The organism is Streptomyces sp. NPDC059850, assembly GCF_042731515.1.
Classification (GTDB): Bacteria; Actinomycetota; Actinomycetes; order Streptomycetales; family Streptomycetaceae; genus Streptomyces.
Map to the genome: position 1 here is coordinate 93,350 of NZ_JBHWJI010000005.1, position 22,098 is coordinate 115,447.

Consider the following 22,098-nt stretch of genomic DNA (forward strand, 5'->3'; position numbering starts at 1 on the left):
AGGGGGATCTTCGCGAAAGCGCGTGACGGCGCCATAGAACCGTTGATGGCTCGTGGCCGTGGTGCCTGGGTGACAGACCCAAGGAGTGAGCCCATGATGTCCACCGCACCCCGCGCCAGATGGCGCTTCCTCAGGCGGCCCATCCGCGCCGCTCTTACGACTGGCGTCGTTTCGGCGGCCGTTGGCGCCGCGTTGTTCGGCGTCGCGCCCGGCACCATGCTTCCCGCGGCCAACGCCTCCACGTCGGATACACAAATCACCGGTCTGGCGGGCAAGTGTCTCGACGTGGCGGACGCGAACAGCGCCAACGGCACAGCCGTGCAGCTCTTCTTCTGCAACGGCACCGACGCCCAGCGTGTGTCCACCCCAGGTGACGGGACCCTGCGCGTACTCGGCAAGTGTCTGGACGCTGTCGAGAGGGGTACCGCCGACGGGACCTCGGTCCAGTTGTGGGACTGCAACGGCGGCCCCAACCAGCAGTGGGTGGTCAACGAGGCCCACGACATCGTCAACCCGGCCGCGGACAAGTGCGTGGACGTGCGCGAGAACAACAGCGCCAACCGCACCCGCCTGCAGATATGGACCTGCTCCGGAGCCGCGAACCAGAAGTGGACCGCCACGGCGCCGGCCGGGCAAACGGCTGACGACACCACGCCGCAGAACGCCGACTTCGTCGTCAGCGAGAAGCAGTTCAACGAGATGTTCCCGAACCGGAATTCCTTCTACACCTATAGCGGGCTGACAGCGGCGCTGAGCGCCTTCCCTCAGTTCGCCACCACCGGCAGTGACACCGTCCGGAAGCAGGAGGCCGCCGCCTTCCTCGCCGACGTCGGCCACGAGACCGGCGGCATGGCGCATGTCGTCGAGCAGAACACGGCTAATTACTCCCACTACTGCGACCCCAACCAGGCGTACGGCTGCCCCGCGGGACAGGACGCCTACTACGGCCGCGGCCCGATCCAACTGAGCTGGAACTACAACTACAAGGCCGCGGGCGACGCGTTGGGCATCGACCTGCTCGGCGACCCCGGACTGGTGCAGAACGACGCGGCGGTGGCCTGGAAGACCGGCCTGTGGTACTGGCACACCCAGTCCGGCCCCGGCACCATGACCCCGCACGACGCCATGGTCGACCAGGCCGGCTTCGGCCAGACCATCCGCTCCATCAACGGCAGCCTGGAATGCGACGGCAAGAACCCCGCCCAGGTCCAGAGCCGAGTGGATTCCTATCTCCGCTTCACCGAGATCCTCGGCGTCGCACCGGGCGACAAGCTCTCCTGCTGAGGTAGGGGAAGCAATTCCCCGTCCGGCTGTCCGGCCGCTGTGGTGTAAGCGAAGGCCGTATGCACGGCATGCATACGGCCTTCGCGCCATCTGCGGAGATCGTCGCCCCGCCTCGGGCGCCGATGATCGTCGGATGGCCCTCAGAGGTGGGGCGGCGGGCGTGTTCTTCGGCGCCGATCCAGCCAGGAAGGTCAGGACGAGCACCGCGAAGCGATCCGCCAGCTCGATCCCGCGGCCCGCACCAGCGTGGTCGGCGGCAAGAATTTGGCGAATAGCGGCGGTCGTAGGAGAGTTCACCGGTGGTGTGCCTGCGTCGAGCCCGGCAGCCTTGCGGCGTCCGGGCCCGCTGTCCAAGAGCGCGGGATGTACAGCTCACGGTCCACCGCCGCGTGGCCGCAGGCGCTGGCATGGAACAGAGGTAGACGGCGGCCTGGGAGTCTTTGATTCGCACGGCGGTGCCGGGATTGGCGCCGGATTCCGACCGGTGCTCTTCGCCACGTCACCGGTCTGTCGACTACCGACAGCAGGCCCAGTACCAATCACCCGGCCCGCAGACGGGGTTCGACCAGGGCGATCAGGCCCGTGATCTGCTCCATGGCCACCTCGTGCGCCTTCCGCCAACGCGCCGGACGCCCGGGCAGGTGAGTGAACCGGCTGGGTTCTGCCGACGTTATGGGAGGTGAAGACAGCAGCCTGCCGATTCGATGGAGGGTATCGTGCCAGACCCCGAAGTCCGCGGCCTCAATACATACAGTGACGCCGAGATCATGGCCGGATACGTCACCTGGCTCCAGGAAGGGAATCAGGCAGGCGAAGACCGAAGGAGAAGACTGCCGGACCCCGAAGTGCAGGTGGAAATAAAGCCCGTATACGGACCGAAAACAGCCCCTGCATCCCAGAAGATTCCGATCGGGCACTTGCTGTACAGGTTCCTTGATCCCCAAAATCGTGGACTGGAGGTGCATACGAAAGATGCGCTGGAGAAGATGCAGGTCCCCGTCGAGTACGTGGAGGAGATGGGCGAGAACGTGGAGGGGCTGAGATTTGGTGCATGGTACATTCACCCGAGTGTGCTCACCAATGCGCAACGCGAAAAATGGGGAGATCCCGATTCTCTTGAACGCGCTCGCAATGTTGTGAGACTTTACACGGAGCGCGGAGTGGAGGAAGGGACGGTACCGAGCGGGTATTGTCCGCCCTCAGAGGATGAATGGTCGAAGACAACTAGGAGATTCCTTTATAGAGCTTCCGCAGGCCTGGCCGAAGCGCTGAGCCCTCCGGTAGCGTGGGCGCTGATTGATAAGCGTATTCGTCTAGAGCGAGGGGAGGTGGGGGGCTTATATATTCATCCCGACTATCAGCGGGGCCGTGAGAATGCTGTAGTCGAAATACGCGACAAAAATGCAATAATTCTCGACTTCTTGTTCAGGCGGGGAATAGTGCGCCCCGGGTACAGGCCAAGTGATTATATCCGTGGCCAAGACGTGCCTGCCTCGCTGAAGCATGGAGTGAATCGACTTTGCGGTCTCAGTGGTACTAGCCGTACTGGGGCGCTGAGTGCTTCGGAATACACTGTGGTGACCGGGGTCGGGAATCTCGAGACGGAAGAAATTCGGCGTAAGAACGGGGAGGTGGTCCACAGAATTTCTATGAACAATCCACCAGACCCCGTGCGTGAGATTGTGAGGCGTGCAAGGGAGTTAGCGCCCGGAGATGGGCCATTTCCGGATCTGTCGGCGCAGCAGCAGAACTCGCTGATGGGGGCTGCGTCTGCCACCGTGCCCAGCTTCACAAACGACGGGCAGCCATATCAGGCCCCGGCTGGGCAGTGGGCGGCGGCGGCGAGACAGTTCACCCCATCGACCAGCGGGTACGGCCAGCAGCAGTCCGCGACCTCGCCGCAGGGCAGCGGCGTGACATACGGCGCGCCGACTCAGCGGAGTATGGGGAGGGGGAAGTAGCGGTGAGCGGCAGGCCGGGATGGTGGCGGCGTGCCGCCGGATACCGCCCGTGCCCCGCGGCACAGGCGTGAGCGGTAGCGGACTGGTCGCCCGTCCCGATCGCACTCGCCGTCACGGGGGCAGCGGCCGTATCGCCGCCGGGGTTGCCAAGGTCGCCTCCGCGCTGGTCATGTTCGTACTCGTAAAGCGTCGTCCGGTCTCCGGTCTCGGCGGAGCGGCAGAGGTGCAAGAAGAGTAAGAGGAGTAAGGAGTGGCGCCTTGCGACAGCAGCCCGTCACGGCCCTGATCCCGGCCCCGCGCCAGGCCTGGCGCACCGGCCCCGGCGAGGGCTGCGTCCTGGACGAGGGCAGCCGGATCGACGCCGGGCCCGGTACCGAGCGCGTGGCCCGCTGGCTGCGCGCCACCGTCGGGGCCGCCACCGGCCTGCCGCTGTCCCCGCACACCGGCGACGGCGGCGGCAGCAGCGGCATCGTGCTCGGCCTCGACACCGGGCTCCGGGAGCGGCTGGGCCCCGAGGGGTACCGGCTCGTGGTCGACGGCCGCACGGCCGTCATCAAGGGCGGCGGCGAGCCGGGCCTGTTCTGGGGCGCCCAGACGCTGCGCCAGCTACTCGGCGCGGACGCCTTCCGGCGCGCGCCCCTCGACCCCGACCGGCGCGAATGGGCCCTGCCCGCGCTCAGCGTCGAGGACGCGCCCCGCTTCGGCTGGCGCGGGCTGATGCTGGATGTGGCCCGCCACTTCCTGCCCAAGGACGGCGTGCTCGCCTATATCGACCTGCTCGCCGCCCACAAACTCAACGTGCTCCATCTCCATCTGACCGACGACCAGGGCTGGCGGCTGGAGATCCTCCGCTACCCGGAACTCACCGCGACCGGCGCCTGGCGGACCCGCACCAAGCTCGGCCACCGTGCCTCCCCGCTGTGGGACGAACGCCCCCACGGCGGCTACTACACCCAGGACGACATCCGCGAGATCGTCGCCTACGCCGCCGAACGGCACATCACCGTCGTCCCCGAGATCGACATCCCCGGGCACAGTCAGGCCGCCATCGCCGCCTACCCGGAGCTGGGCAACACGGACGTCATCGACACCGCCTCCCTCGGGGTCTGGACCACCTGGGGCATCAATCCGAACGTACTCTCCCCCACCGACACCACGCTCCGCTTCTTCGAGAACGTGCTCGAAGAAGTGCTGGACCTCTTCCCCGGCGCCTTCGTCCACCTCGGCGGCGACGAATGCCCCAAGGAGCAGTGGAAGGCCTCCCCGGCCGCCCAGGAGCGCATCCGGGAGCTGGGGTTGGCGGACGAGGACGAGCTGCAGAGCTGGTTCATCCGGCACTTCGGCGGCTGGCTCGCCGCCCGCGGCCGACGGCTGATCGGCTGGGACGAGATCCTGGAGGGCGGCGCGCCGCACGCCCCGCTGCCCGACGGCGCCGCCGTCTCCTCCTGGCGCGGCTACGCGGGCGGCGTCACCGCGGCCCGGGCCGGTCACGACGTCGTCATGTGCCCCGAACAACAGGTCTACTTCGACCACCGGCAGGCCCCGGGCGAGGACGAGCCGGTCCCCATCGGCTACGTCCGCACCCTGGAGGACGTCTATCGCTTCGAGCCGGTTCCCCAGTCGCTCACCGAGGACGAGGCGAGACGCGTCCTGGGCGCCCAGGCCAACGTCTGGACCGAGGTGATGGAGGACCGGCGACGGGTCGACTACCAGACCTTCCCCCGTCTCGCCGCCTTCGCCGAGGCCGTATGGTCCGCCCTTCCGCCGCCGCCCGAGCGGGACTTCGCGGAATTCGAGGGGCGCATGGAAGCACACTACGCCCGCCTGGACGCGCTGGGCGTGAGCTACCGGCCGCCCTCCGGTCCGCGCCCCTGGCAGCGCCGCCCCGGCCTGCTCGGACGTCCGATCGAGGGAGCGCCCCCGATCGTGTGAGCCCCGCGCAAGGGGCTCGCCTCCGCGCCCCGCCCCTGGGACGGTGGACGTCCGGCCGCTACGCAAGTTCGTACAAGGGTCCCTGAAACGTGGCAATCCACACCCGACGGAGACGTCACCAGAAACCCGTACCATCCCCCAGGTCAGGGACGGAACCGCGCTTCCTGGACCCTCGCGACGGCAGGCGTGCGAGATGTGCCAGAGTTGCCACGTCCGGGCTGTGAGCACGTACCGTACGGCGCAACAGCCGGGACACCGGGGAAGGGGCAGCTGGGTTGACCACGCACGCACCGCAGGCGGCGCACACGGTGACGTTGCCGGGCTCGCTGGATGAGGCCGTGGCGGCACTGGCCGCCATGCCCGCCGCCGTGCCCGTGGCCGGCGGTACCGATCTGATGGCCGCGGTCAACTCCGGCCTGCTGCGGCCCGCCGCCCTCGTCGGGCTCGGCCGGATCAGCGAAATCCGCGGCTGGCGCTACCTGGACGGACACGCCCTGCTCGGCGCCGGACTCACCCACGCCCGGATGGGCCGCCCCGACTTCGCGGCGCTCATCCCGGCCCTGGCCGCGGCCGCGCGCGCCGCGGGTCCCCCGCAGATCCGCAACGCCGGAACGCTCGGCGGCAACATTGTCAGCGCCGCCCCCACCGGCGACGCGCTGCCCGTGCTCGCCGCCCTGGAGGCCACCCTCGTCATCGCCGGGCCGGAGGGCGCGCGCCGCGAGATCCCGGTCAGTCATCTGCTCGCCGGAGTCGAGATGCTGAGCCCCGGTGAACTCGTCGGATTCGTCCGGGTTCCGCTGCTGCACGCCCCGCAGGCCTTCCTCAAGGCCACCGGGCGCACCGGCCCCGGCCGGGCCACCGCGTCCGTCGCCGTCGTCCTCGACCCGGCGCGCCGGGGCGTGCGCTGCGCGGTGGGGGCGGTCGCGCCGATGCCGCTGCGCCCGCTGGAGGCCGAGCGCTGGGTCGCCTCGCTCATCGACTGGGACGGCGAGCGCGGCCACCTCGATCCGCAGGTCACCACGGCGTTCGGCGAGTACGTGGCGGCCGCCTGCATCCCCGACCCGCCGCCGCCGGAGGACGGCTCCGAGCAGGTCACCCTGCCGCCCGCGGCGATCCATCTGAGGCGTACGGTGGCAGCCCTGGCCCGCCGAGCATTGGGGAGGGCACTCGCGTGAGTGACGAACAGCAGCCGCACCGGCCGGACCCGGGGAGCGGGTGGCAGCCGATGCCGCACGGCCCGGAGTACGACGCCGAGTCGACGGCTTTCGTCCAGCTTCCGCCCGACTTCCAGTTCCCGGAGCCGGGCGATCCGGCCAGTGGCTGGGACCCGCTCGCGGCACCCGGCACCGGCTACACCCCGCCGCCGATGCCCGGCGCGCCGTCCCAGGACGGTCAGTGGGGCGGTCCGTACGGCACGTCCGGACAGGACCACTCCGGTACCGGCCACTGGACCATGCCCCACACGGACACCGGCGGTTACGCCTACGGTGGCCACCAGGAGCCGCACGGCACTCCGCAGTGGCCCGTGCCCGCCGAGGACCCCGGGGGGCACGGCGGACATGTGCCGCACACCGGTCACTGGCCGGTGCGGACCGAGGAGCCGGTCGACGACTGGCCGCTGCCCGAGGGGGCCACCCACGGCGAGGGCACCCCGGTGCAGGCCGGTCAGTGGACGATCCCGGTCGCGGGCGACGAGGGCGTGGACGAGACCGGTGAGTACCGGGTCGACGACCACCCCGGCCCGGCGGCCCCGCCGTACGGCGGCCCGATCGCCCCGGGCGACCCCGGCGATGTCGGCGATCCGCAGGAGACCGCCCAGCTGCGGCTGCCGTTCGGGCGGAACGCGCGGCAGCAGCAGACCGCCGCCCCGTACCAGCAGCAGTCGCGGCAGCCCCATGCCGACCAGCCGGTTTCCGGTGACCAGGCGGGGCACAGCGGCCAGTGGTCGGTCCCGGCCGCCGACGAGGGCGTGGAGGACTCCGGGGAGTACGTGGTCGAGGGCCACCCCGGCCCGGCCGCCCGGCCGGGCGCTCCGGCGCGCCGTCCGCTGCGGATGCCCGACGACGACACGCCGCGCGAGCACTCCGCCCCGGCGACCCCGCCGCACGGCACCCCGCCGCAGGGCACGCCCGCGCACGGCACGCCCGCGCACGGCACGCCCGCGCACGGCACGGACGGCCACGGCTGGCACGGTGCGGCCGCCGGGGACTCCGGCGCGTTCGTACGGGAGCGGGAGCCCGAAGGGGCGGCCTGGCAGCGCGAGTTCACGGACGACACCGGGGTTCACGGCCCCTCCGCAGGGGACTCGGGCGAGTTCGTGATGGACGCCGGGCACCCCGGCGCGCACACCCCGCCGCACGGCAGCCCCGCCCCCTCCGGCGGACCTGGCGGACCCGGCGGGCCCGAGGCCGACGCCCCGGCCGAGGCCGAACAGCCCGCGCCCGACGAGGCGTTCACAGACGCCCCGGAGCAGCCCGAGGCCCCCGAGGCCCCGGCGGACGCCCCCGAGGCGCCTGACGCCCCCGTCGAACCCCTTGCCGCCCCCGCCGAGGACGAGGCGGCCCCGGAGGCCGCCGCCGATGCGGTGGACCCGGCCCACAGCGAGCACCCCCAGGCCTCGTACGTGCTGCACGTCAACGGCGCCGACCGGCCCGTCACCGACTCCTGGATCGGCGAGTCGCTGCTGTACGTGCTGCGCGAGCGGCTCGGCCTCGCCGGTGCCAAGGACGGCTGCTCGCAGGGCGAGTGCGGTGCCTGCTCGGTCCAGGTCGACGGGCGGCTCGTCGCCTCCTGCCTGGTGCCCGCCGCGACCGCCGCGGGCTCGGAGGTCCGTACGGTCGAGGGCCTGGGCCAGGACGGCCAGCCCTCCGACGTCCAGCGCGCGCTGGCCGAGTGCGGCGCCGTCCAGTGCGGCTTCTGCGTGCCCGGTCTCGCGATGACCGTGCACGACCTGCTGGAGGGCAACCACGCCCCCACCGACCAGCAGACCCGCCAGGCGATCTGCGGCAACCTGTGCCGCTGCTCCGGCTACCGCGGAGTCGTCGACGCCGTGCGCGAGGTCGTCGCGTCCCGTGAGGCGGCCGACGAGGCGGCGGACGCCGCGGACGCCGCCGAGGACGAGGCGGCGGCGCACGACCCGGCCCGCATCCCCCGGCAGGCGGGTCCGCCCGGCACCGGCAACCGGGGCGACGGCGGCAACGGCAGCGGTATGGGAAGGGCATCATGACCGGAATCGCGGACGGCGCGGGAGCCGTCACCGCAACCCCCTCCGCCGGAACGCCCGTCCCCCCGCCGCCCCACATGGGCCTCGGCGTGTCGCTCCAGCCCGCCGACGTGTCGGCGAAGGCGTCCGGCACCTTCCCGTACGCGGCCGACCTGTGGGCCGAGGGGCTGCTGTGGGCCGCCGTACTGCGCTCACCGCATCCGCACGCCCGCATCGTCTCCATCGACACCTCCCCGGCCGCCGGGATGCCCGGTGTGCACGCCGTGGTGACCCACGCCGACGTCCCCGGGGACGCCTCGCACGGGCGCCGGGTCGCCGACCGGCCGGTCTTCGCCAAGGACCTGGTGCGCCACCACGGGGAGCCCATCGCGGCGGTCGCCGCCGACCACCCCGACACGGCCCGGCTGGCCGCGGCCGCCATCGCCGTCGAGTACGAGGTGCTGGAGCCGGTCACCGATCCCGAGCAGGCCTTCTCCGCCGAACCGCTGCACCCCGACGGCAACCTGGTCCGCCACATCCCGCTGTCCTTCGGCGACCCGGAGGTCATCGGCGACGTCATCGTCGAGGGCCTGTACCGGATCGGCCGCCAGGACCCGGCGCCCATCGGCGCCGAGGCGGGCCTCGCCGTACCGCGCCCGGACGGCGGCGTGGAGATCTACACGGCCTCCACCGACCCGCACGCCGACCGCGATCTGGCCGCCGCCTGCTTCGGCCTGGAGCCGGAGCGCGTCAAGGTCGTCGTCACCGGCGTGCCCGGCGCGATGGGCGAGCGCGAGGATCCCGGGATGCAGCTGCCGCTCGGGCTGCTCGCGCTGCGCACCGGCCATCCGGTCAAGCTCGCCGCCACCCGCGAGGAGTCCTTCCTCGGCCACGCCCACCGCCACCCCACCCTGCTGCGCTACCGCCACCACGCGGACGCTCAGGGCAAGCTGGTGAAGGTCGAGGCGCAGATCCTGCTGGACGGGGGCGCGTACGCGGACGCCTCGGCCGACACCCTGGCCGCCGCCGTCTCGTTCGCCTGCGGCCCGTACGTCGTCCCGCACGCCTTCATCGAGGGCTGGGCGGTCCGCACCAACAACCCGCCCTCCGGCCATGTGCGCGGCGAGGGCGCCATGCAGGTGTGCGCCGCGTACGAGGGCCAGATGGACAAGCTCGCGGCCAAGCTCGGCATCGATCCGGCCGAGATCCGGATGCGCAACGCCCTGGCCACCGGCGATCTGCTGCCCACCGGACAGACCGTCACCTGCCCGGCGCCGGTCGCCGAGGTGCTGGAGGCCGTCCGGGACGCCCCGCTGCCCGACCTCCCCGCCGAGGACGCCGAGGAGGACTGGCTGCTGCCCGGCGGCCCCGAGGGCGCGGGCGACCCGGCCGCGGTGCGGCGCGGCGTCGGCTACGCGCTGGGCATGGTGCACATGCTGGGCGCCGAGGGCACCGACGAGGTGTCCACCGCGACCGTCAAGGTCACCGGACCGGTCGCCACCGTCATCTGCGCGGCCGTCGAGACCGGCCAGGGCTTCACCACCCTGGCCCGCCAGATCGTGCAGGACGTCCTCGGTATCGAGGAGGTCCACGTCGCCCCCGTCGACACCGACCAGCCCCCGGCCGGACCCGCCTCGCGCGGCCGCCACACCTGGGTCTCGGGCGGTGCGGTCGAGCGGGCCGCCAAGATGGTCCGCACCCAGCTGCTCCAGCCGCTGGCGCACAAGTTCGGCATGTCCACCGAGCTGCTGACCATCGCCGACGGCAAGATCACCTCGTACGACGGGGTCCTCAGCACCACCGTCGAGGAGGCCCTTGAGGGCAAGGAGCTGTGGGCCACCGCCCAGTGCCGCCCGCACCCCACCGAACCGCTGGACGACACCGGCCAGGGCGACGCCTTCGTGGGGCTCGCCTTCTGCGCGGTACGGGCCGTGGTGGACGTCGACGTCGAGATCGGCGCGGTCCGCGTCGTGGAGATGACGGTCGCCCAGGACGTGGGCCGGGTGCTCAACCCGCGCCAGCTGCGTACCCGCATCGAGTCCGGCATCGCCCAGGGCATCGGCGCCGCCCTCACCGAGAACCTGCGCACCTCGCGCGGCGTCATCCGCCACCCCGACCTCACCGGTTACGCCCTGCCGACCGCTGTGGACGTCCCCGACATCCGCATCGTCAAACTGGTCGAGGAGCGCGACGTGGTGGCCCCCTTCGGCGCGAAGGCGGCCAGCGCGGTCCCGGTCGTCACCTCCCCGGCGGCGGTCGCGGCAGCCGTCCGCGCGGCCACCGGCCGCCCGGTCAACCGCCTCCCGATCCGCCCCCAGGCGGCCGTGGTCAACCGCACGTAGCCACATGCTCATGGCCCCCTACGCGCTACAGCCATATCGCGGCGCCGACGACCACGAGGCCATGGCCGCGGTACGGCGCGGCTGTGCGGCACGGGACGGGGGCGACGCCCGTTCGGTCGTGGAGGGCGTACCGACGGCGGCCGAGATCGCCGAGACGTCCGCCGCACTGGACGACCCGTCGCGCGACCAGGTTCTGGTGACGCACGACGGGAGCGTCGTCGGGTATGTGACGCTCAGGTGGTGGGAGGAGCGGGACGGTACGTGGCTGTACCTGCACCGCGGTCACCTCCTTCCCGAGCACCGTGGCCGGGGCGTCGGCACGGCCATGCTGGACTGGGCCGAGACCCGCATCCGTCACCTTGTCGGACGGCACGGGACCGCGAGGGCGGCCGTCATCGGCGCGAACGCCATGGCCACCGAGCGGGACGCCACGGCGCTGCTGCTGGACGCCGGTTACCGGCGGGTCTTCAGCCTCGTCGAACTGGAGCTGCCCGACTTGTGCCAACTGCCGGACCCCGGCCGCTCCTTGCCGTCCGGCTTCACGCTGGGCCCCATCGAACCGTCCGACTACCGCGCCGCCTGGCAGACGGTCGTCGACTCCTACGCGAACGCCCCCTTCACCGAGACCTGGGCCTTCGAGGACTTCCTCGCCACCGCCGCCCCGGCTTGCTGGCGGGCCGTCCGGCAGGGCGACCGGACGGCCGGTGTCGCCCTGTGCTCGCTGCGCCGTCACGACCGTACGGTCGGCGAGGTCGAGGAGCTGAGCGTCAACGCGGACTTCCGCCGCCTGGGCCTCGGCCGGGCCGTCCTGCTCGCCGGACTGCGCGCCCTCCGCGCCCAAGGCGCGACGACCGCCCGCCTCTACACGGGCACGGCCAACCCGCACCGCTCGTACGACCTCTACGAAAGCGTCGGCTTCCGGCGCCTGAACGAATACGTCCGCTACCGCCGGAGCAACTGATCCGCCAAGGGGGCGCGTCCTTCACGGTGATCCTCTTGGCCGCGGTTTCGGAAGGTGTCGGCTCGTGCCCCTCCTGCTCATGTCGATCAGTACGGTCCTCCTCCTGGCCACCGCGCTCTGGACCCCCGCCCGGGCGCACTGGTTGCGGCGGACCGGTCGGCAGGCGGAGGCGCGGGTGACCGGCCGCCGGGTGGTCGACCGCGGCGAGGACCACCACACGGAGCTGACCCTGACCTTCACCGACCACGACGGCCGCCCCCGCGAGTTCGAGACCCGCATGCTGACCACGAGGTCCGCCCCTTTGGTCGGCACCCGCGTCCCGGTCGGCTACCCCGCCGACCGTCCGGAGGAGGCCCGGATGCTGTCGTACACCTGGCGTGCGACCCGCTCGTACCTGGCCTTCCTGCTGCTGGGCGTGATGTGGATGACGGCGCTGGTGCCGCACCTCCAATAATCGCTTCCGCGCGGCCGCTCCCGTTTGCTACTCCTATCGGTATGCCGGAGACACCGCGGACGGACCATGTCGCCATCGTGACCGGAGCGAACCACGGGATCGGGGCGGCGACCGCCGCCGCGCTCGCCGCGCGCGGCGTCGCGGTGCTCTGCGCCCACCTCGGGCCGGGCGGCGAGGAGGTGGCGGAGGAGATCCGCCGAGCGGGCGGACGGGCCGAGGCCTTCGAGGCGGATCTCCGCGACCCCGCCGCTCCCGGGGCGCTCTTCGACCGCGCCGAGGAACGCCTCGGCCCGGTCGACATCCTGATCAACAACGCCTCGGGATGGATTCAGGACACCTTCACTCCCGATCCGGCCGACCGCTTCGGGCGGCCGTTGCAGCCCGTCACCGCGGAGACATGGTCGCGGCAGTTCGCGGTGGACGCGATGGCCCCGGCCCTACTCATCGGCGAGCTGGCCCGGCGCCACCGGGCGCGGGGCGCGGCGTGGGGACGGATCGTCGGGCTGACGTCGGGCGGGGACCTCGGCTTCCCCGGGGAGGTCTCGTACGGCGCCGCGAAGGCCGCCCAGGTCAACTACACCCTGTCGGCAGCCGTGGAGCTGGCCGACCTCGGGGTCACCGCGAATGTGGTGCATCCGCCCGTCACCGACACCGGCTGGGTGACGGACGAGGTGCGGGAGTTCGTCGCGTCGAGCAGCACCCACTTCCACGTCGCGGAACCGGCCGAGGTCGCGGAGACCATCGCGTACCTCGCCTCCGAGGCGGCCGCGCTCATCACCGGCAATACGATCACCCTCCGCTGAGTCAGCGAAGTACCAGCTGCACGATGGCCGCCGTCCCCACCGTCACGATCAGCGCCCGCAGCGCGGCCGGGCTGAAGCGGCGGCCCACCGCTGCTCCGGTCATGCCGCCGAGGGCGGAGCCGACCGCGATGAGGACGACGGCCGTCCAGTCGAAGTCGGCGGCGAAGAGGAAGAACAGCGCGGCGACGGAGTTCACGACGGCCGCGAGCACGTTCTTGATGCCGTTGAGGCGTTGCATCGGCTCGTCGAGGAGCATGCCCATCAGCGACATGTAGATGATCCCCTGGGCGGCGGCGAAGTAGCCGCCGTAGACGCTGGCGAGCGTCAGCCCGACCAGCAGCCCCACCCCACCATCCCGCTTGGCGCGCCCCTCCGCTTTCTCCCGCCGGGCGCGCACCCTCTTGGAGATCACCGGCTGCAGCACGACCAGCACCAGCGCCAGCCCGACCAGCGTCGGCACGATCCGCTCGAACGCCGTACTGGGCAGCGTCAGCAGCAGCGTGGCCCCCGCGAGCCCGCCGACCAGGGCCCCGGCGCTCAGCTTCAGCACCCTTGGGCCCTGCCCCGCCAGCTCCTTCCGATACCCGATCGCCCCGCTGACCGACCCGGGTATGAGCCCGAGCGCGTTGGACACCGTGGCGGTGACGGGCGGCAGCCCGGTGGCGAGGAGCACGGGGAACGTGATCAGCGTCCCGGACCCCACGACGGAGTTGATCCCGCCCGCCCCCACCCCCGCCGCGAAGACGGCCACCATCTCCCACGGCGTCACGCGGTCGCCTCCGACATGTTCGTTATTCGCATGCGACGACGGTAAGCCAGGCGGGGCGCCCCTCGGTGGGGTGCCCCGCCCCTTGGTCAGCGGTGGGTGGCGTCCAGGGACTGGGCCACTACCGGGCCGAGCTGGTTGAGGGCTTCCTCGTGCAGCAGGTGGTAGTGGTGGGCCGGGACGCCGTGGTGCTTGATGGCGCCGGAGACGTACGGCTGCCAGGACTCGGGGACGTGGAGCGCGTCGCGCTCGTAGCCCGGGATCTCCTCGTCGGCCGTGAACAGGAGCATGTCGCCCTCGAAGCGGTCGGGGGCGAACTTGCGCATCAGCTCCTGGTCGTTGAGGAAGATGTCGAGCAGCGGGAAGCTGTGCTCGCCCTCCAGGAGCCGCTGCGGCAGGCCGGTTTCCTGACTGAGGTCGGCGATCAGCTGGTCGCCGTCGTCGAGGCCGTCGGGGTGTGCCTCCAGCCAGCCGGGGGCGAAGATGTCGCCGCCGCCGATGTTGTCCAGCAGGACGCCGAGCCACTGGCGCTTGCCCAGGTCCGGGAGGTCGGGGAGGGCCTGGTCGTTGTCCGGGTAGGCGTCGATGACGGTGAGGGTGGCGACCTCCTCGCCCTCGCTCTGCAGCCGGGTGGCCATGGCGTGGGCTATGAGCCCGCCGAAGGACCAGCCGAGCAGGTGGTACGGGCCGGTCGGCTGGACGGTGCGGATCTGGTCCAGGTAGTCGGCGGCCATCTCCTGGACGTTGGCGGGCAGCACGTCGGCCTCGGTCAGTCCGCGCGCCTGGAGGGCGTACACGGGCTGGTCCGGGGCGAGGTGGCGCATCAGGCCGGTGTACGACCAGCCGAGGCCGCCGCCGGGGTGGACGCAGAACAGCGGCGCGCGCCCGCCCTCGCCGCGCAGCGGCAGCAGGGTGTCGAGCGGGTGCAGCTGGGCCGCGTCGGCGGGCGTCGCCTCGTCGAGGCGGGCCACCAGGCGGGCGACGGTCGGGGCCTCGAACAGGTCACGCATCGACAGCTCGGTGTCCAGCGCGGCACGGGCCTGGCTGGCCAGCTTGGACGCGAGCAGGGAGTGCCCGCCGAGCAGGAAGAAGTCGTCGTCGATGGTGACGTCGGGGACGCCCAGCACCTCGCCGAACAGCGTGCACAGCGCCTCCTCGCGGGGCGTGCGCGGCGCGCGGCCGCCCCGGGCGGCCTCGTGGGAGGGGACGGGCAGCGCGGTCCGGTCCAGCTTGCCGTTGGGGCTCAGCGGCAGCGTGCCGAGCACCATGAACGCGGTGGGCACCATGTGCTCGGGCAGATCGCGGTGCAGCATCTCGCGGGCGGTGGCGACGCACGGCGCGGTGTCGCCCTCGGCCGTCAGATAGGCCACCAGCCGCTGGTCGCCCGGCTGGTCCTCGCGGACGATGGCCGCGGCCTCCGCGACGTCCGGCAGGGCGCGCAGGGCGGCCTCGACCTCGCCGGTCTCGATGCGGAAGCCGCGCAGCTTGACCTGGTCGTCGGAGCGGCCCAGGTAGGCGACGCCGCCGTCCGGCAGCCGCCGGGCCAGGTCGCCGGTGCGGTACATCCGGGCGCCGGGCGCGCCGAAGGCGTGGCCGTACGGGTCGGGCACGAAGCGCTCGGAGGTCAGCGACGGCCGGTCGTGGTAGCCGCGGGCCAGCTGCGGCCCGGCAAGGTAGACCTCGCCGACGGCCCCGGCGGGGGCGTGCCGCAGGGCGGAGTCGAGGACGTACAGGCGGCTGTTCCACACCGGGGCGCCGATCGGGACCGGGCCGGTCGCGCCGGGCTCGCAGGTGTGGGCGCTGATGTCGACGGTGGCCTCGGTGGGCCCGTACACGTTGTGCAGCGGTATGCCGGGCAGCAGGCGGTGGAAGCGGTCGGCCGTCTCGCGTGGCAGCGCCTCGCCGCCGCAGAACACCTGCCGCAGGCTGTCGGCGCAGCGCTCGGCGACATCCGGCTCGGCGAGGAACGCGCGGAGCATCGACGGTACGAACTGGAGCGTGGTGATGCGCTCTTCGCGGACGGTGCGCACCAGGTACGCGGGGTCCTTGTGGCCGCCGGGCTGAGCGAGCACCAGTGCGGCGCCGCTGACCAGCGGCCAGAAGAACTCCGCCACCGAGGCGTCGAATCCGGCCGGGGTCTTCTGGAGCAGCCGGTCCTCGGGGGTGAGGGGGTGGCTGCCCTGCATCCACTCCAGGCAGTTGACGATGGCGCGGTGGGGGACCAGGACGCCCTTGGGGCGGCCGGTGGAGCCGGAGGTGTAGATGACGTACGCGGGGTGCTCGGGGTCGAGCGTCACCTCCGGTGCGTCCTCCGTACCCGTTTCGGCGTACGTGTCGTCCAGCAGCAGTCGATCCACGTCGTCCGCAGCCGGGAGCCGCTCGGCGTGCTCGGCGCGGGTGACGAGCAGCGCGGGCGCGGCGTCGTCGAGCATGAACGCCAGCCGGTCGGCCGGGTAGTCCAGCTCCAGCGGCAGATACGCGGCGCCCGACTTGAGCACCGCCAGCAGCGCGACGACCAGCTCGGGGGAGCGCGGCAGGGCGACGGCGACGGTGCGCTCGGGGCCCGCGCCGCGCGCGGTCAGGCGGCGGGCCAGCCGGTCGGCGGCGCGGTCCAGCTCGGCGTAGCTCAGCCGGGTGTCGCCGAAGACCACGGCCTCGGCGTCCGGCGTACGGGCGGCCTGCGCCGCGACCAGCGCGGGCAGGGTGGTGCCCGAGGTGGGGTGCGCCGTGTCGTTCCACTCCTCGGCCGCGCGCCGCCGCTCCTCGGCGGTCAGCAGCTCGATGGCGCCGACCGTGCGCTCCTTGTCCGAGGTGTCGGCGAGGGTGCGCAGCAGGTTCAGATACCGCTCGCGGTGGGCGGCCAGACCGTCGGCGGTGTAGAGGTTCGAGTTCGCGTTGAGGTCGATGCGGATACCGCTGCCGTCGGAGCGGTCGTAACCCATGATCGAGAGGTCTTCGACGGTTCCGTTGGACAGGTTGTGCCCGACGACGCGATGTCCGCCGAAGTCGAAGTCGTAGTCGTACGTCATGATGTTGACGTGCGGGCCGAGGAAGCCGTTTCCGCCGTCCGGGAGGTGGAGATCCCGGGCCAGGTCGATATGGCGGTAGCGCTGATGGCGCAGTGCCTGCCGGACTTCCCGCGAGACCTGTCGTACGAGATCGCGTATCCGCATATCCGAGCGCACCTGGATGCGCAGCGGCACCACATTGGCGAACATCCCGGGAATCCCGCGCAGGGTGGCATCGGTGCGGGCGGTGACCGGCAGCGTCAGAATGATGTCCGATTTACCGGTCAATCGATGCAGATAGGTGGCGGTCGCCGCGATAATCATCGCCGACCAGTGGGTCGCGTATTTACGCGCCGCGGCCCGCAGCTCGACCGCTTCCGCCTCGGTCAGGTACGCGGTCTCGCGCAGCACGCTGGAGAGGTCGTCGCCGGGGCGGCCGGAAAGCCGGGCCGGTTCCGGGGAATCCGCGAAGTGTTCCGTCCAGTACGCGCGGTCCTTGGCGAAATCCTCCGACGACCGGTATTCCGCGTCCCGGTCGAGCAGCGTCCGGAGGGACCCGAAGACGGTTTCCCCGGCTTCTCCGGCGGCCGGGTCGCCGCCTTCGCTCAGCGCGGTGTAGATCTCGGCGGCGCGACGGCCCAGCAGGGCGGCGCTGCCCGCGTCCGAGACGATGTGGTGGCTGCCCTGGTACCAGTAGAAGCAGTCGTCGCTCAGCTTGAGCAGGGCGAACGAGAACAGCGGGTGGTCGTCCAACTCCAGCTTGGTGGACAGGTCGTGCTTCATCCAGCGGACGGCGGCGGTGTGCGGATCGCGCTCGCCGCTCAGGTCGAGGACCGGGAAGTCCCAGTCGGTCACCGGGTCGAGGACCTGCCAGGGCACTCCGTCGTCCTCGCCGACCCGGATGTTGTACGGCTCGGCTTCCGCGATCGTCCGACGCAGCGCCCTCTCGAATATCTCGGCGTCTATGGGGCCTTGAATCTCAAGGTACTCGCCGACCTTGAACGTCGTGCTCTCCGGCGGCTCCAGCTGCTGAATGAACCAGATCTCGCTCTGGCCGGTCGACAGTGGCAGACGGGTGGCCGGTACGGCGGGCTGCACATTTCCCCCAGACGGAACACAGGATCGCAGGTCGAAACAAAGGGTGCCTGTTCAGTCACGGCGGGTTCTCCGTCGGGGACTGCAGGCACCTCAAGGAGCCTATGCGCCGAAAACGCGCTCACTGCGGGGGGTCGGAGACCATTTAGTGGGGAGAATGTGAAAAAGGTCAGGTGACCAGTTGCGTGAACGCCGTTCGCGATTCTGAGCATGCGCCTCGTAAGGCCAATGTGTCCAGAGGGTGTCCGGTAGTTCACGAGGGGAGAGACCGGACAGTGGGGAGAGCGGCCCGGGGGAGTGCGGGAGCGCGGGGCGCTGTGGAGGCCGTGGCGGGATTCGAACCCACGTAACTCGCTTTGCAGGCGAGCCCCTGAACCACTCGGGCACACGGCCAATGTCGTGCTCGTTGCATACGACCTTAGGCAGGGGTTCCGGGGGCATCAACGGTTCGGCGGGCGCTGCCATACGACTGACATACGCCGTTCATAGTTGCTCCTGCGCGGCGGTTCTCAGGGGCGGCCCGGTGCGTGCGGGTGTTCCAGGAAATCCTCCACCACCGGATGGAACAGCTCCGGTTCGTCCACCCAGGGGTAGTGGCCCACGCCGTGCAGTGGCCGGGCGCGCCCGGCCGGGAACGACTCGGCGACCAGTTCCCCGGCCCGTACGCCGGTCACCGCGTCCCGGTCGCCGGTGATCACCAGCACCGGGCACGGCACCTCGCGCAGCCGCGCCAGCACCGCGCGGCGGCCCGCCTCGTCCACGCCCTGCCAGAAGCCCGCGCGCGGCACCGGGCCCAGCTGCTCGCCCTCGGCCGCCGCGTGCGCCCGCTGCGGCTCCTCCCAGCGGCCGTACGCCATCGGGGCGGCCTTCAGCAGCAGCTCCCGCACCTCGGCGAGGTCGGTGGTGTCGGGCAGCATCTGGATCGCCACGTACGCCTCCTGCCACCACGGTTCGTCGGCGCGCGACTCGAAGATCTCCCGGGCGTCCTCGGGCAGTTCGCCCTGCATCCGCGCGCCCGGGCAGACCAGGACGAGATGGCTGAGGTGTTCCGGGTGGGCCGCCGCGTACGCCTGGGCCGTGGCCGCCGCCGCGTCGTGGGCGAGCAGCGCGAAGCGGGTGAGCCCGAGGTGGCGGCGGAGCGCCTCCAGGTCCTCGGCAAGGCCCGGGAACGCGTAGCCGCTCGGGTCGGCGGCGGGTGGTGAGTCCCCGGTGCCACGGCTGTCGGGGATGACCAGGGTGCGGTTCGCGTCGAGACCGCCGAGGTCGCCGAGGTACGCGGCGTCCCGCCCGGGCCCGCCCGCCAGGCAGATGAGCGGCGGCCGCGCGGACCCGTCGCGGGCCTCCAGGACGCGGTAGGCCAGCTCCGTTTGGTCGTACGACGTGTAGTGCGGCATAAGGCCAGCCTGCCTGATCAGTGGGGCATCGGCAGCGTGACGTGGGATATCGGGTGGGGCGGGTGGGCCGGGGTGACTCATCTGGGGTGACTCAAAGCGTCGGGAGGGGTGATGTTCCGTTCCCCCAAAACGCGCTTATGGTTTCCCTCTATGATGCTCGTGTGTTCGATTCACGGCACATCAGGACGTTCCACGAGGTGGTCCGCGCCGGTTCCTATTCGGCCGCCGCCCGCGCCCTCGGCTATACGCAGCCCGCCATAACGCAGCAGATGAAGGCGCTCGAACGCAGCGTGGGCAGCCCGCTGTTCATCCGCGTCGGCCGGGGGATGCGGCTCACCGAGGCGGGCGAGACGCTCGCCCGGCACGCCGACACCATCCTCTCCTCCATCTCCGCCGCCCAGGCCCAGATGAACGCCATCACCCGGCTGCGCGCCGGACGGGTGCGGGTGTGCGCCTTCCCCAGCGCCAACGCCACCCTCATCCCCGAGGCCATGGCCCGGCTCGCCGCCGCCCACCCCGGGGTGCGGGTCGACCTGCTGGAGGGCGAGCCGCCGGACTCGCTCGACCGCGTCGTGCGCGGCGAATGCGACATCACCCTCGCCTTCACCTATCCCGGGCTGCGCGAGGAGACGCCCCCCGACCTGGTCGAGATCCCGCTGATGGAGGACCAGCTGACCGTCCTGCTGCCGACCGGGCACCCGCTGGCCCGGCGGCGCGCGGTCAAGCTCGCCGAGCTGAGCGGGGAGCGGTGGATCGCCGGATGCCTGCGCTGCCGCGCCAACTTCCTGCACGAATGCGCCGAGCAGGGCTTCGCGCCCGACATCGCCTTCACCACCGACGACAACCTGGTGGTGCAGAGCATGGTCGCGGCCGGGCTCGGCGTCGCGATGATGCCGGGTCTGGTGCTGTCCTTCCTGTGCCACCAGAAGGTCACCGGGCGCGCCCTCGATCCGGCGTCGCGGCGCCACGTCTCGGCGTATGTGCTGCGGGAGCACCTGGAGATCCCGGCGACGGCGCGGGTGCTGGAGGAGCTGCGGACCGTGGCGGGGAATCGGGTCGGCTGCTGACGCCCCCTTCGTACGAGAGTCTGCACAACGGCACACCTATAAGCGGAGGTTGACCCCCGCCCAACAATCTGTCGTTGGACGTGATGGACGGTCCGTCCGCACGCTGCCGATATGACCACCGCGTATCCGTCCTCTCGTGTCACGGCCCCCCTCGGCGCCTTCGTCGACGGCGTCCGCGAGGCCGTCGGACGCGGCCTGCCGCCCGATGTGACCGCCTATCTGGTGGGCGAACGCCTCGCCCCCTACCTCGGCGTGCCCGATCTGCTCACCCCCGCCCAGCGCGAGGGCGACCCCGATCACTACCGTCAGCACGTCCTGCACGCCGAGCCCGACGGCAGCTTCTCCGTCGTCGCCCTGGTGTGGCTGCCCGGCCAGCGCACCGGCGTGCACGACCATGTGTCCTGGTGCGTCACCGGTGTTCACGAGGGCGAGGAGCATGAACGCCGCTACCGCCTCGTCCCGGACGGCCCCACCTCGCGGCTGGTCGCCGTCGAGGACGTGATCAACCCGCAGGGCGCGGTCTGCGGCTTCGCGCCGCCCGGAGATATCCACAGGGTGTGGAACGCCTGCGGCACCAAGGCGATCTCGATCCACGTCTACGGCGCCGACATCGTGCGGCTGGGCAGCAGCGTGCGGCGGGTGTACGAGGCCCCCGCGGTGGACGACCTGTGACCGGGGCCTCCGTCATACGCGCGACGGCGGTGACGGCATGGCGGTGACCGGGGCACCCGCCGGGGCACCCGCCGGGACGCCCGCCGCGACGATCGCGGCTCCCCGGCAGCGGATACGGCAGCGGCTACGGCAGCGCATACCGGCCACCGCGTACGGGCTCGGGCTGGCCGCCTGCGGGGTCGCGGCCGCGTGGCTGGTCCACCGGGCCGTGCCCGCCGTCCCCCTGCTCACCGCCGCCGTCGTGCTCGGCATCGGCGCGGCCCATCTGCCCGGCGCCCGGGGGCTCGTACGGGGCCGCTGCCGGGCCGGGCTCTCCCTCGCCGGGAAGCGGCTGATGCGGCTCGGCATCGTGCTGCTCGGCCTGAAGCTCAGCCTGAACGACGTCCTCGGCCTCGGCTGGGCCACCGTCGCGATGGTGTTCTGCGTGGTCGCCGCCACCTTCGGCGGCACCTGGTGGCTCGGGCGCCGGATGGGGCTGCCCGGTGACCAGCCGCTGCTGATCGCCACCGGCTATTCGATCTGCGGCGCGTCCGCGATCGGCGCGGTCAGCGAGGTGTCCGAGAGCGACGAGAGGGACGTGGCCACCTCGGTCGCGCTCGTGACGCTGTGCGGCACGCTCGCCATCGCCGTACTGCCCCTGCTCCAGCAGCCGCTGGGGCTGGGCGACGCCCAGTTCGGCCGCTGGGTGGGCGCGAGCGTGCACGACGTGGGCCAGGTCGTGGCGGCCGCGCAGACCGCCGGGCCCGCGGCGCTGAAGGACGCGGTGCTGGTCAAGCTGATGCGGGTGGCGCTGCTCGCCCCGCTCGTCGCCGCGCTGGCCGTGTCCGTACGTTCGCGGGCGCGGGCCCGTGCCCGTACGTCGGCGGCCCGGACGGCGGCCAAGCGGCCTCCGCTGGTGCCGCTCTTCGTGGCCGGGTTCCTCGCCATGGTCGTGCTGCGCAGCACCGGCCTGCCGTCCGCCGCCGCGCTCGACGCCGCCGCCACCGGGCAGGAACTCCTGCTCGCCGCCGCCCTATTCGGCCTCGGCAGCGCGGTCCACCTGCCCTCCCTCACTCGCACCGGCGGCCGGGTCGCGGCGCTGGGGCTGTGCGCGTGGGGAGTGATCGCGGGGGTCTCGTACGCGGGCGTCCTGCTCACCACGTGACGCGGCCGGGACC

The 22,098-nt window shown here is 72.0% G+C and carries 15 protein-coding genes and 1 tRNA gene; 12 read left to right on the forward strand and 4 right to left on the reverse strand.

Features of this window, described 5'->3' with window-relative positions:
* The first annotated feature begins 216 nt into the window (after positions 1 to 216).
* The 9 genes from ACFV9T_RS05825 (at position 217) to ACFV9T_RS05865 (ending at position 12,939) form a co-directional block, all read left to right on the forward strand.
* Positions 217 to 1,284 carry a glycoside hydrolase family 19 protein gene (locus tag ACFV9T_RS05825; protein WP_385437128.1) on the forward strand — a complete coding sequence of 356 codons (1,068 nt, stop codon included), beginning with the start codon at positions 217 to 219 and terminating at the stop codon, positions 1,282 to 1,284.
* Between the two features lie 716 nt (positions 1,285 to 2,000).
* Complete coding sequence (locus tag ACFV9T_RS05830) at positions 2,001 to 3,245, forward strand: hypothetical protein (RefSeq protein WP_385436919.1); 1,245 nt, start codon at positions 2,001 to 2,003, stop codon at positions 3,243 to 3,245.
* Positions 3,246 to 3,503: 258 nt separating this feature from the next.
* On the forward strand, positions 3,504 to 5,177 hold the full coding sequence (locus tag ACFV9T_RS05835) for a beta-N-acetylhexosaminidase (protein WP_385436920.1): 1,674 nt from the start codon (positions 3,504 to 3,506) through the stop codon (positions 5,175 to 5,177).
* Between the two features lie 275 nt (positions 5,178 to 5,452).
* Positions 5,453 to 6,352, forward strand: a complete 900-nt coding sequence (locus tag ACFV9T_RS05840; RefSeq protein ID WP_385436921.1) for an FAD binding domain-containing protein — start codon at positions 5,453 to 5,455, stop codon at positions 6,350 to 6,352.
* Positions 6,349 to 8,403 (forward strand): 2Fe-2S iron-sulfur cluster-binding protein, encoded by a 2,055-nt coding sequence (locus ACFV9T_RS05845; RefSeq protein WP_385436922.1) that lies wholly within the window; start codon positions 6,349 to 6,351, stop codon positions 8,401 to 8,403. Before ACFV9T_RS05840 ends, ACFV9T_RS05845 begins: the two co-directional genes overlap by 4 nt.
* Complete coding sequence (locus ACFV9T_RS05850; RefSeq protein ID WP_385436923.1) at positions 8,400 to 10,721, forward strand: xanthine dehydrogenase family protein molybdopterin-binding subunit; 2,322 nt, start codon at positions 8,400 to 8,402, stop codon at positions 10,719 to 10,721. Before ACFV9T_RS05845 ends, ACFV9T_RS05850 begins: the two co-directional genes overlap by 4 nt.
* Before the next feature lie 10 nt (positions 10,722 to 10,731).
* Positions 10,732 to 11,682: a GNAT family N-acetyltransferase gene (locus tag ACFV9T_RS05855; protein WP_385436924.1), complete on the forward strand. Its 951-nt coding sequence runs from the start codon at positions 10,732 to 10,734 to the stop codon at positions 11,680 to 11,682.
* 64 nt (positions 11,683 to 11,746) lie between these two features.
* Positions 11,747 to 12,136 carry a DUF3592 domain-containing protein gene (locus tag ACFV9T_RS05860; protein WP_385436925.1) on the forward strand — a complete coding sequence of 130 codons (390 nt, stop codon included), beginning with the start codon at positions 11,747 to 11,749 and terminating at the stop codon, positions 12,134 to 12,136.
* A 41-nt stretch (positions 12,137 to 12,177) separates the two neighbouring features.
* Entirely contained in the window at positions 12,178 to 12,939 is a 762-nt protein-coding gene (locus ACFV9T_RS05865; RefSeq protein WP_385436927.1) for an SDR family NAD(P)-dependent oxidoreductase, read from the forward strand.
* Between the two features lies 1 nt (position 12,940).
* Here ACFV9T_RS05865 and ACFV9T_RS05870 read toward each other — a convergent pair whose 3' ends face one another.
* The 4 genes from ACFV9T_RS05870 to ACFV9T_RS05885 all read right to left on the reverse strand — a co-directional run bounded on the left by ACFV9T_RS05870 (position 12,941) and on the right by ACFV9T_RS05885 (position 19,202).
* Positions 12,941 to 13,708 (reverse strand): sulfite exporter TauE/SafE family protein, encoded by a 768-nt coding sequence (locus ACFV9T_RS05870; protein ID WP_385436928.1) that lies wholly within the window; start codon positions 13,706 to 13,708, stop codon positions 12,941 to 12,943.
* An 86-nt stretch (positions 13,709 to 13,794) separates the two neighbouring features.
* Positions 13,795 to 17,811: an amino acid adenylation domain-containing protein gene (locus ACFV9T_RS05875; RefSeq protein ID WP_385436930.1), complete on the reverse strand. Its 4,017-nt coding sequence runs from the start codon at positions 17,809 to 17,811 to the stop codon at positions 13,795 to 13,797.
* A gap of 315 nt (positions 17,812 to 18,126) precedes the next feature.
* Positions 18,127 to 18,201, reverse strand: a tRNA-Cys gene (locus ACFV9T_RS05880).
* Between the two features lie 116 nt (positions 18,202 to 18,317).
* Positions 18,318 to 19,202, reverse strand: a complete 885-nt coding sequence (locus ACFV9T_RS05885; RefSeq protein ID WP_385436931.1) for an alpha/beta fold hydrolase — start codon at positions 19,200 to 19,202, stop codon at positions 18,318 to 18,320.
* A gap of 161 nt (positions 19,203 to 19,363) precedes the next feature.
* Here ACFV9T_RS05885 and ACFV9T_RS05890 point away from each other — a divergent pair, with 161 nt between their 5' ends.
* The 3 genes from ACFV9T_RS05890 to ACFV9T_RS05900 all read left to right on the forward strand — a co-directional run bounded on the left by ACFV9T_RS05890 (position 19,364) and on the right by ACFV9T_RS05900 (position 22,085).
* Entirely contained in the window at positions 19,364 to 20,269 is a 906-nt protein-coding gene (locus ACFV9T_RS05890; RefSeq protein ID WP_385436932.1) for a LysR family transcriptional regulator, read from the forward strand.
* A gap of 111 nt (positions 20,270 to 20,380) precedes the next feature.
* Positions 20,381 to 20,941, forward strand: coding sequence for a cysteine dioxygenase (locus ACFV9T_RS05895; RefSeq protein ID WP_385436933.1), 561 nt, complete (start codon positions 20,381 to 20,383; stop codon positions 20,939 to 20,941).
* A gap of 37 nt (positions 20,942 to 20,978) precedes the next feature.
* Positions 20,979 to 22,085, forward strand: coding sequence for a YeiH family protein (locus ACFV9T_RS05900; RefSeq protein ID WP_385436934.1), 1,107 nt, complete (start codon positions 20,979 to 20,981; stop codon positions 22,083 to 22,085).
* Positions 22,086 to 22,098: the final 13 nt, after the last annotated feature.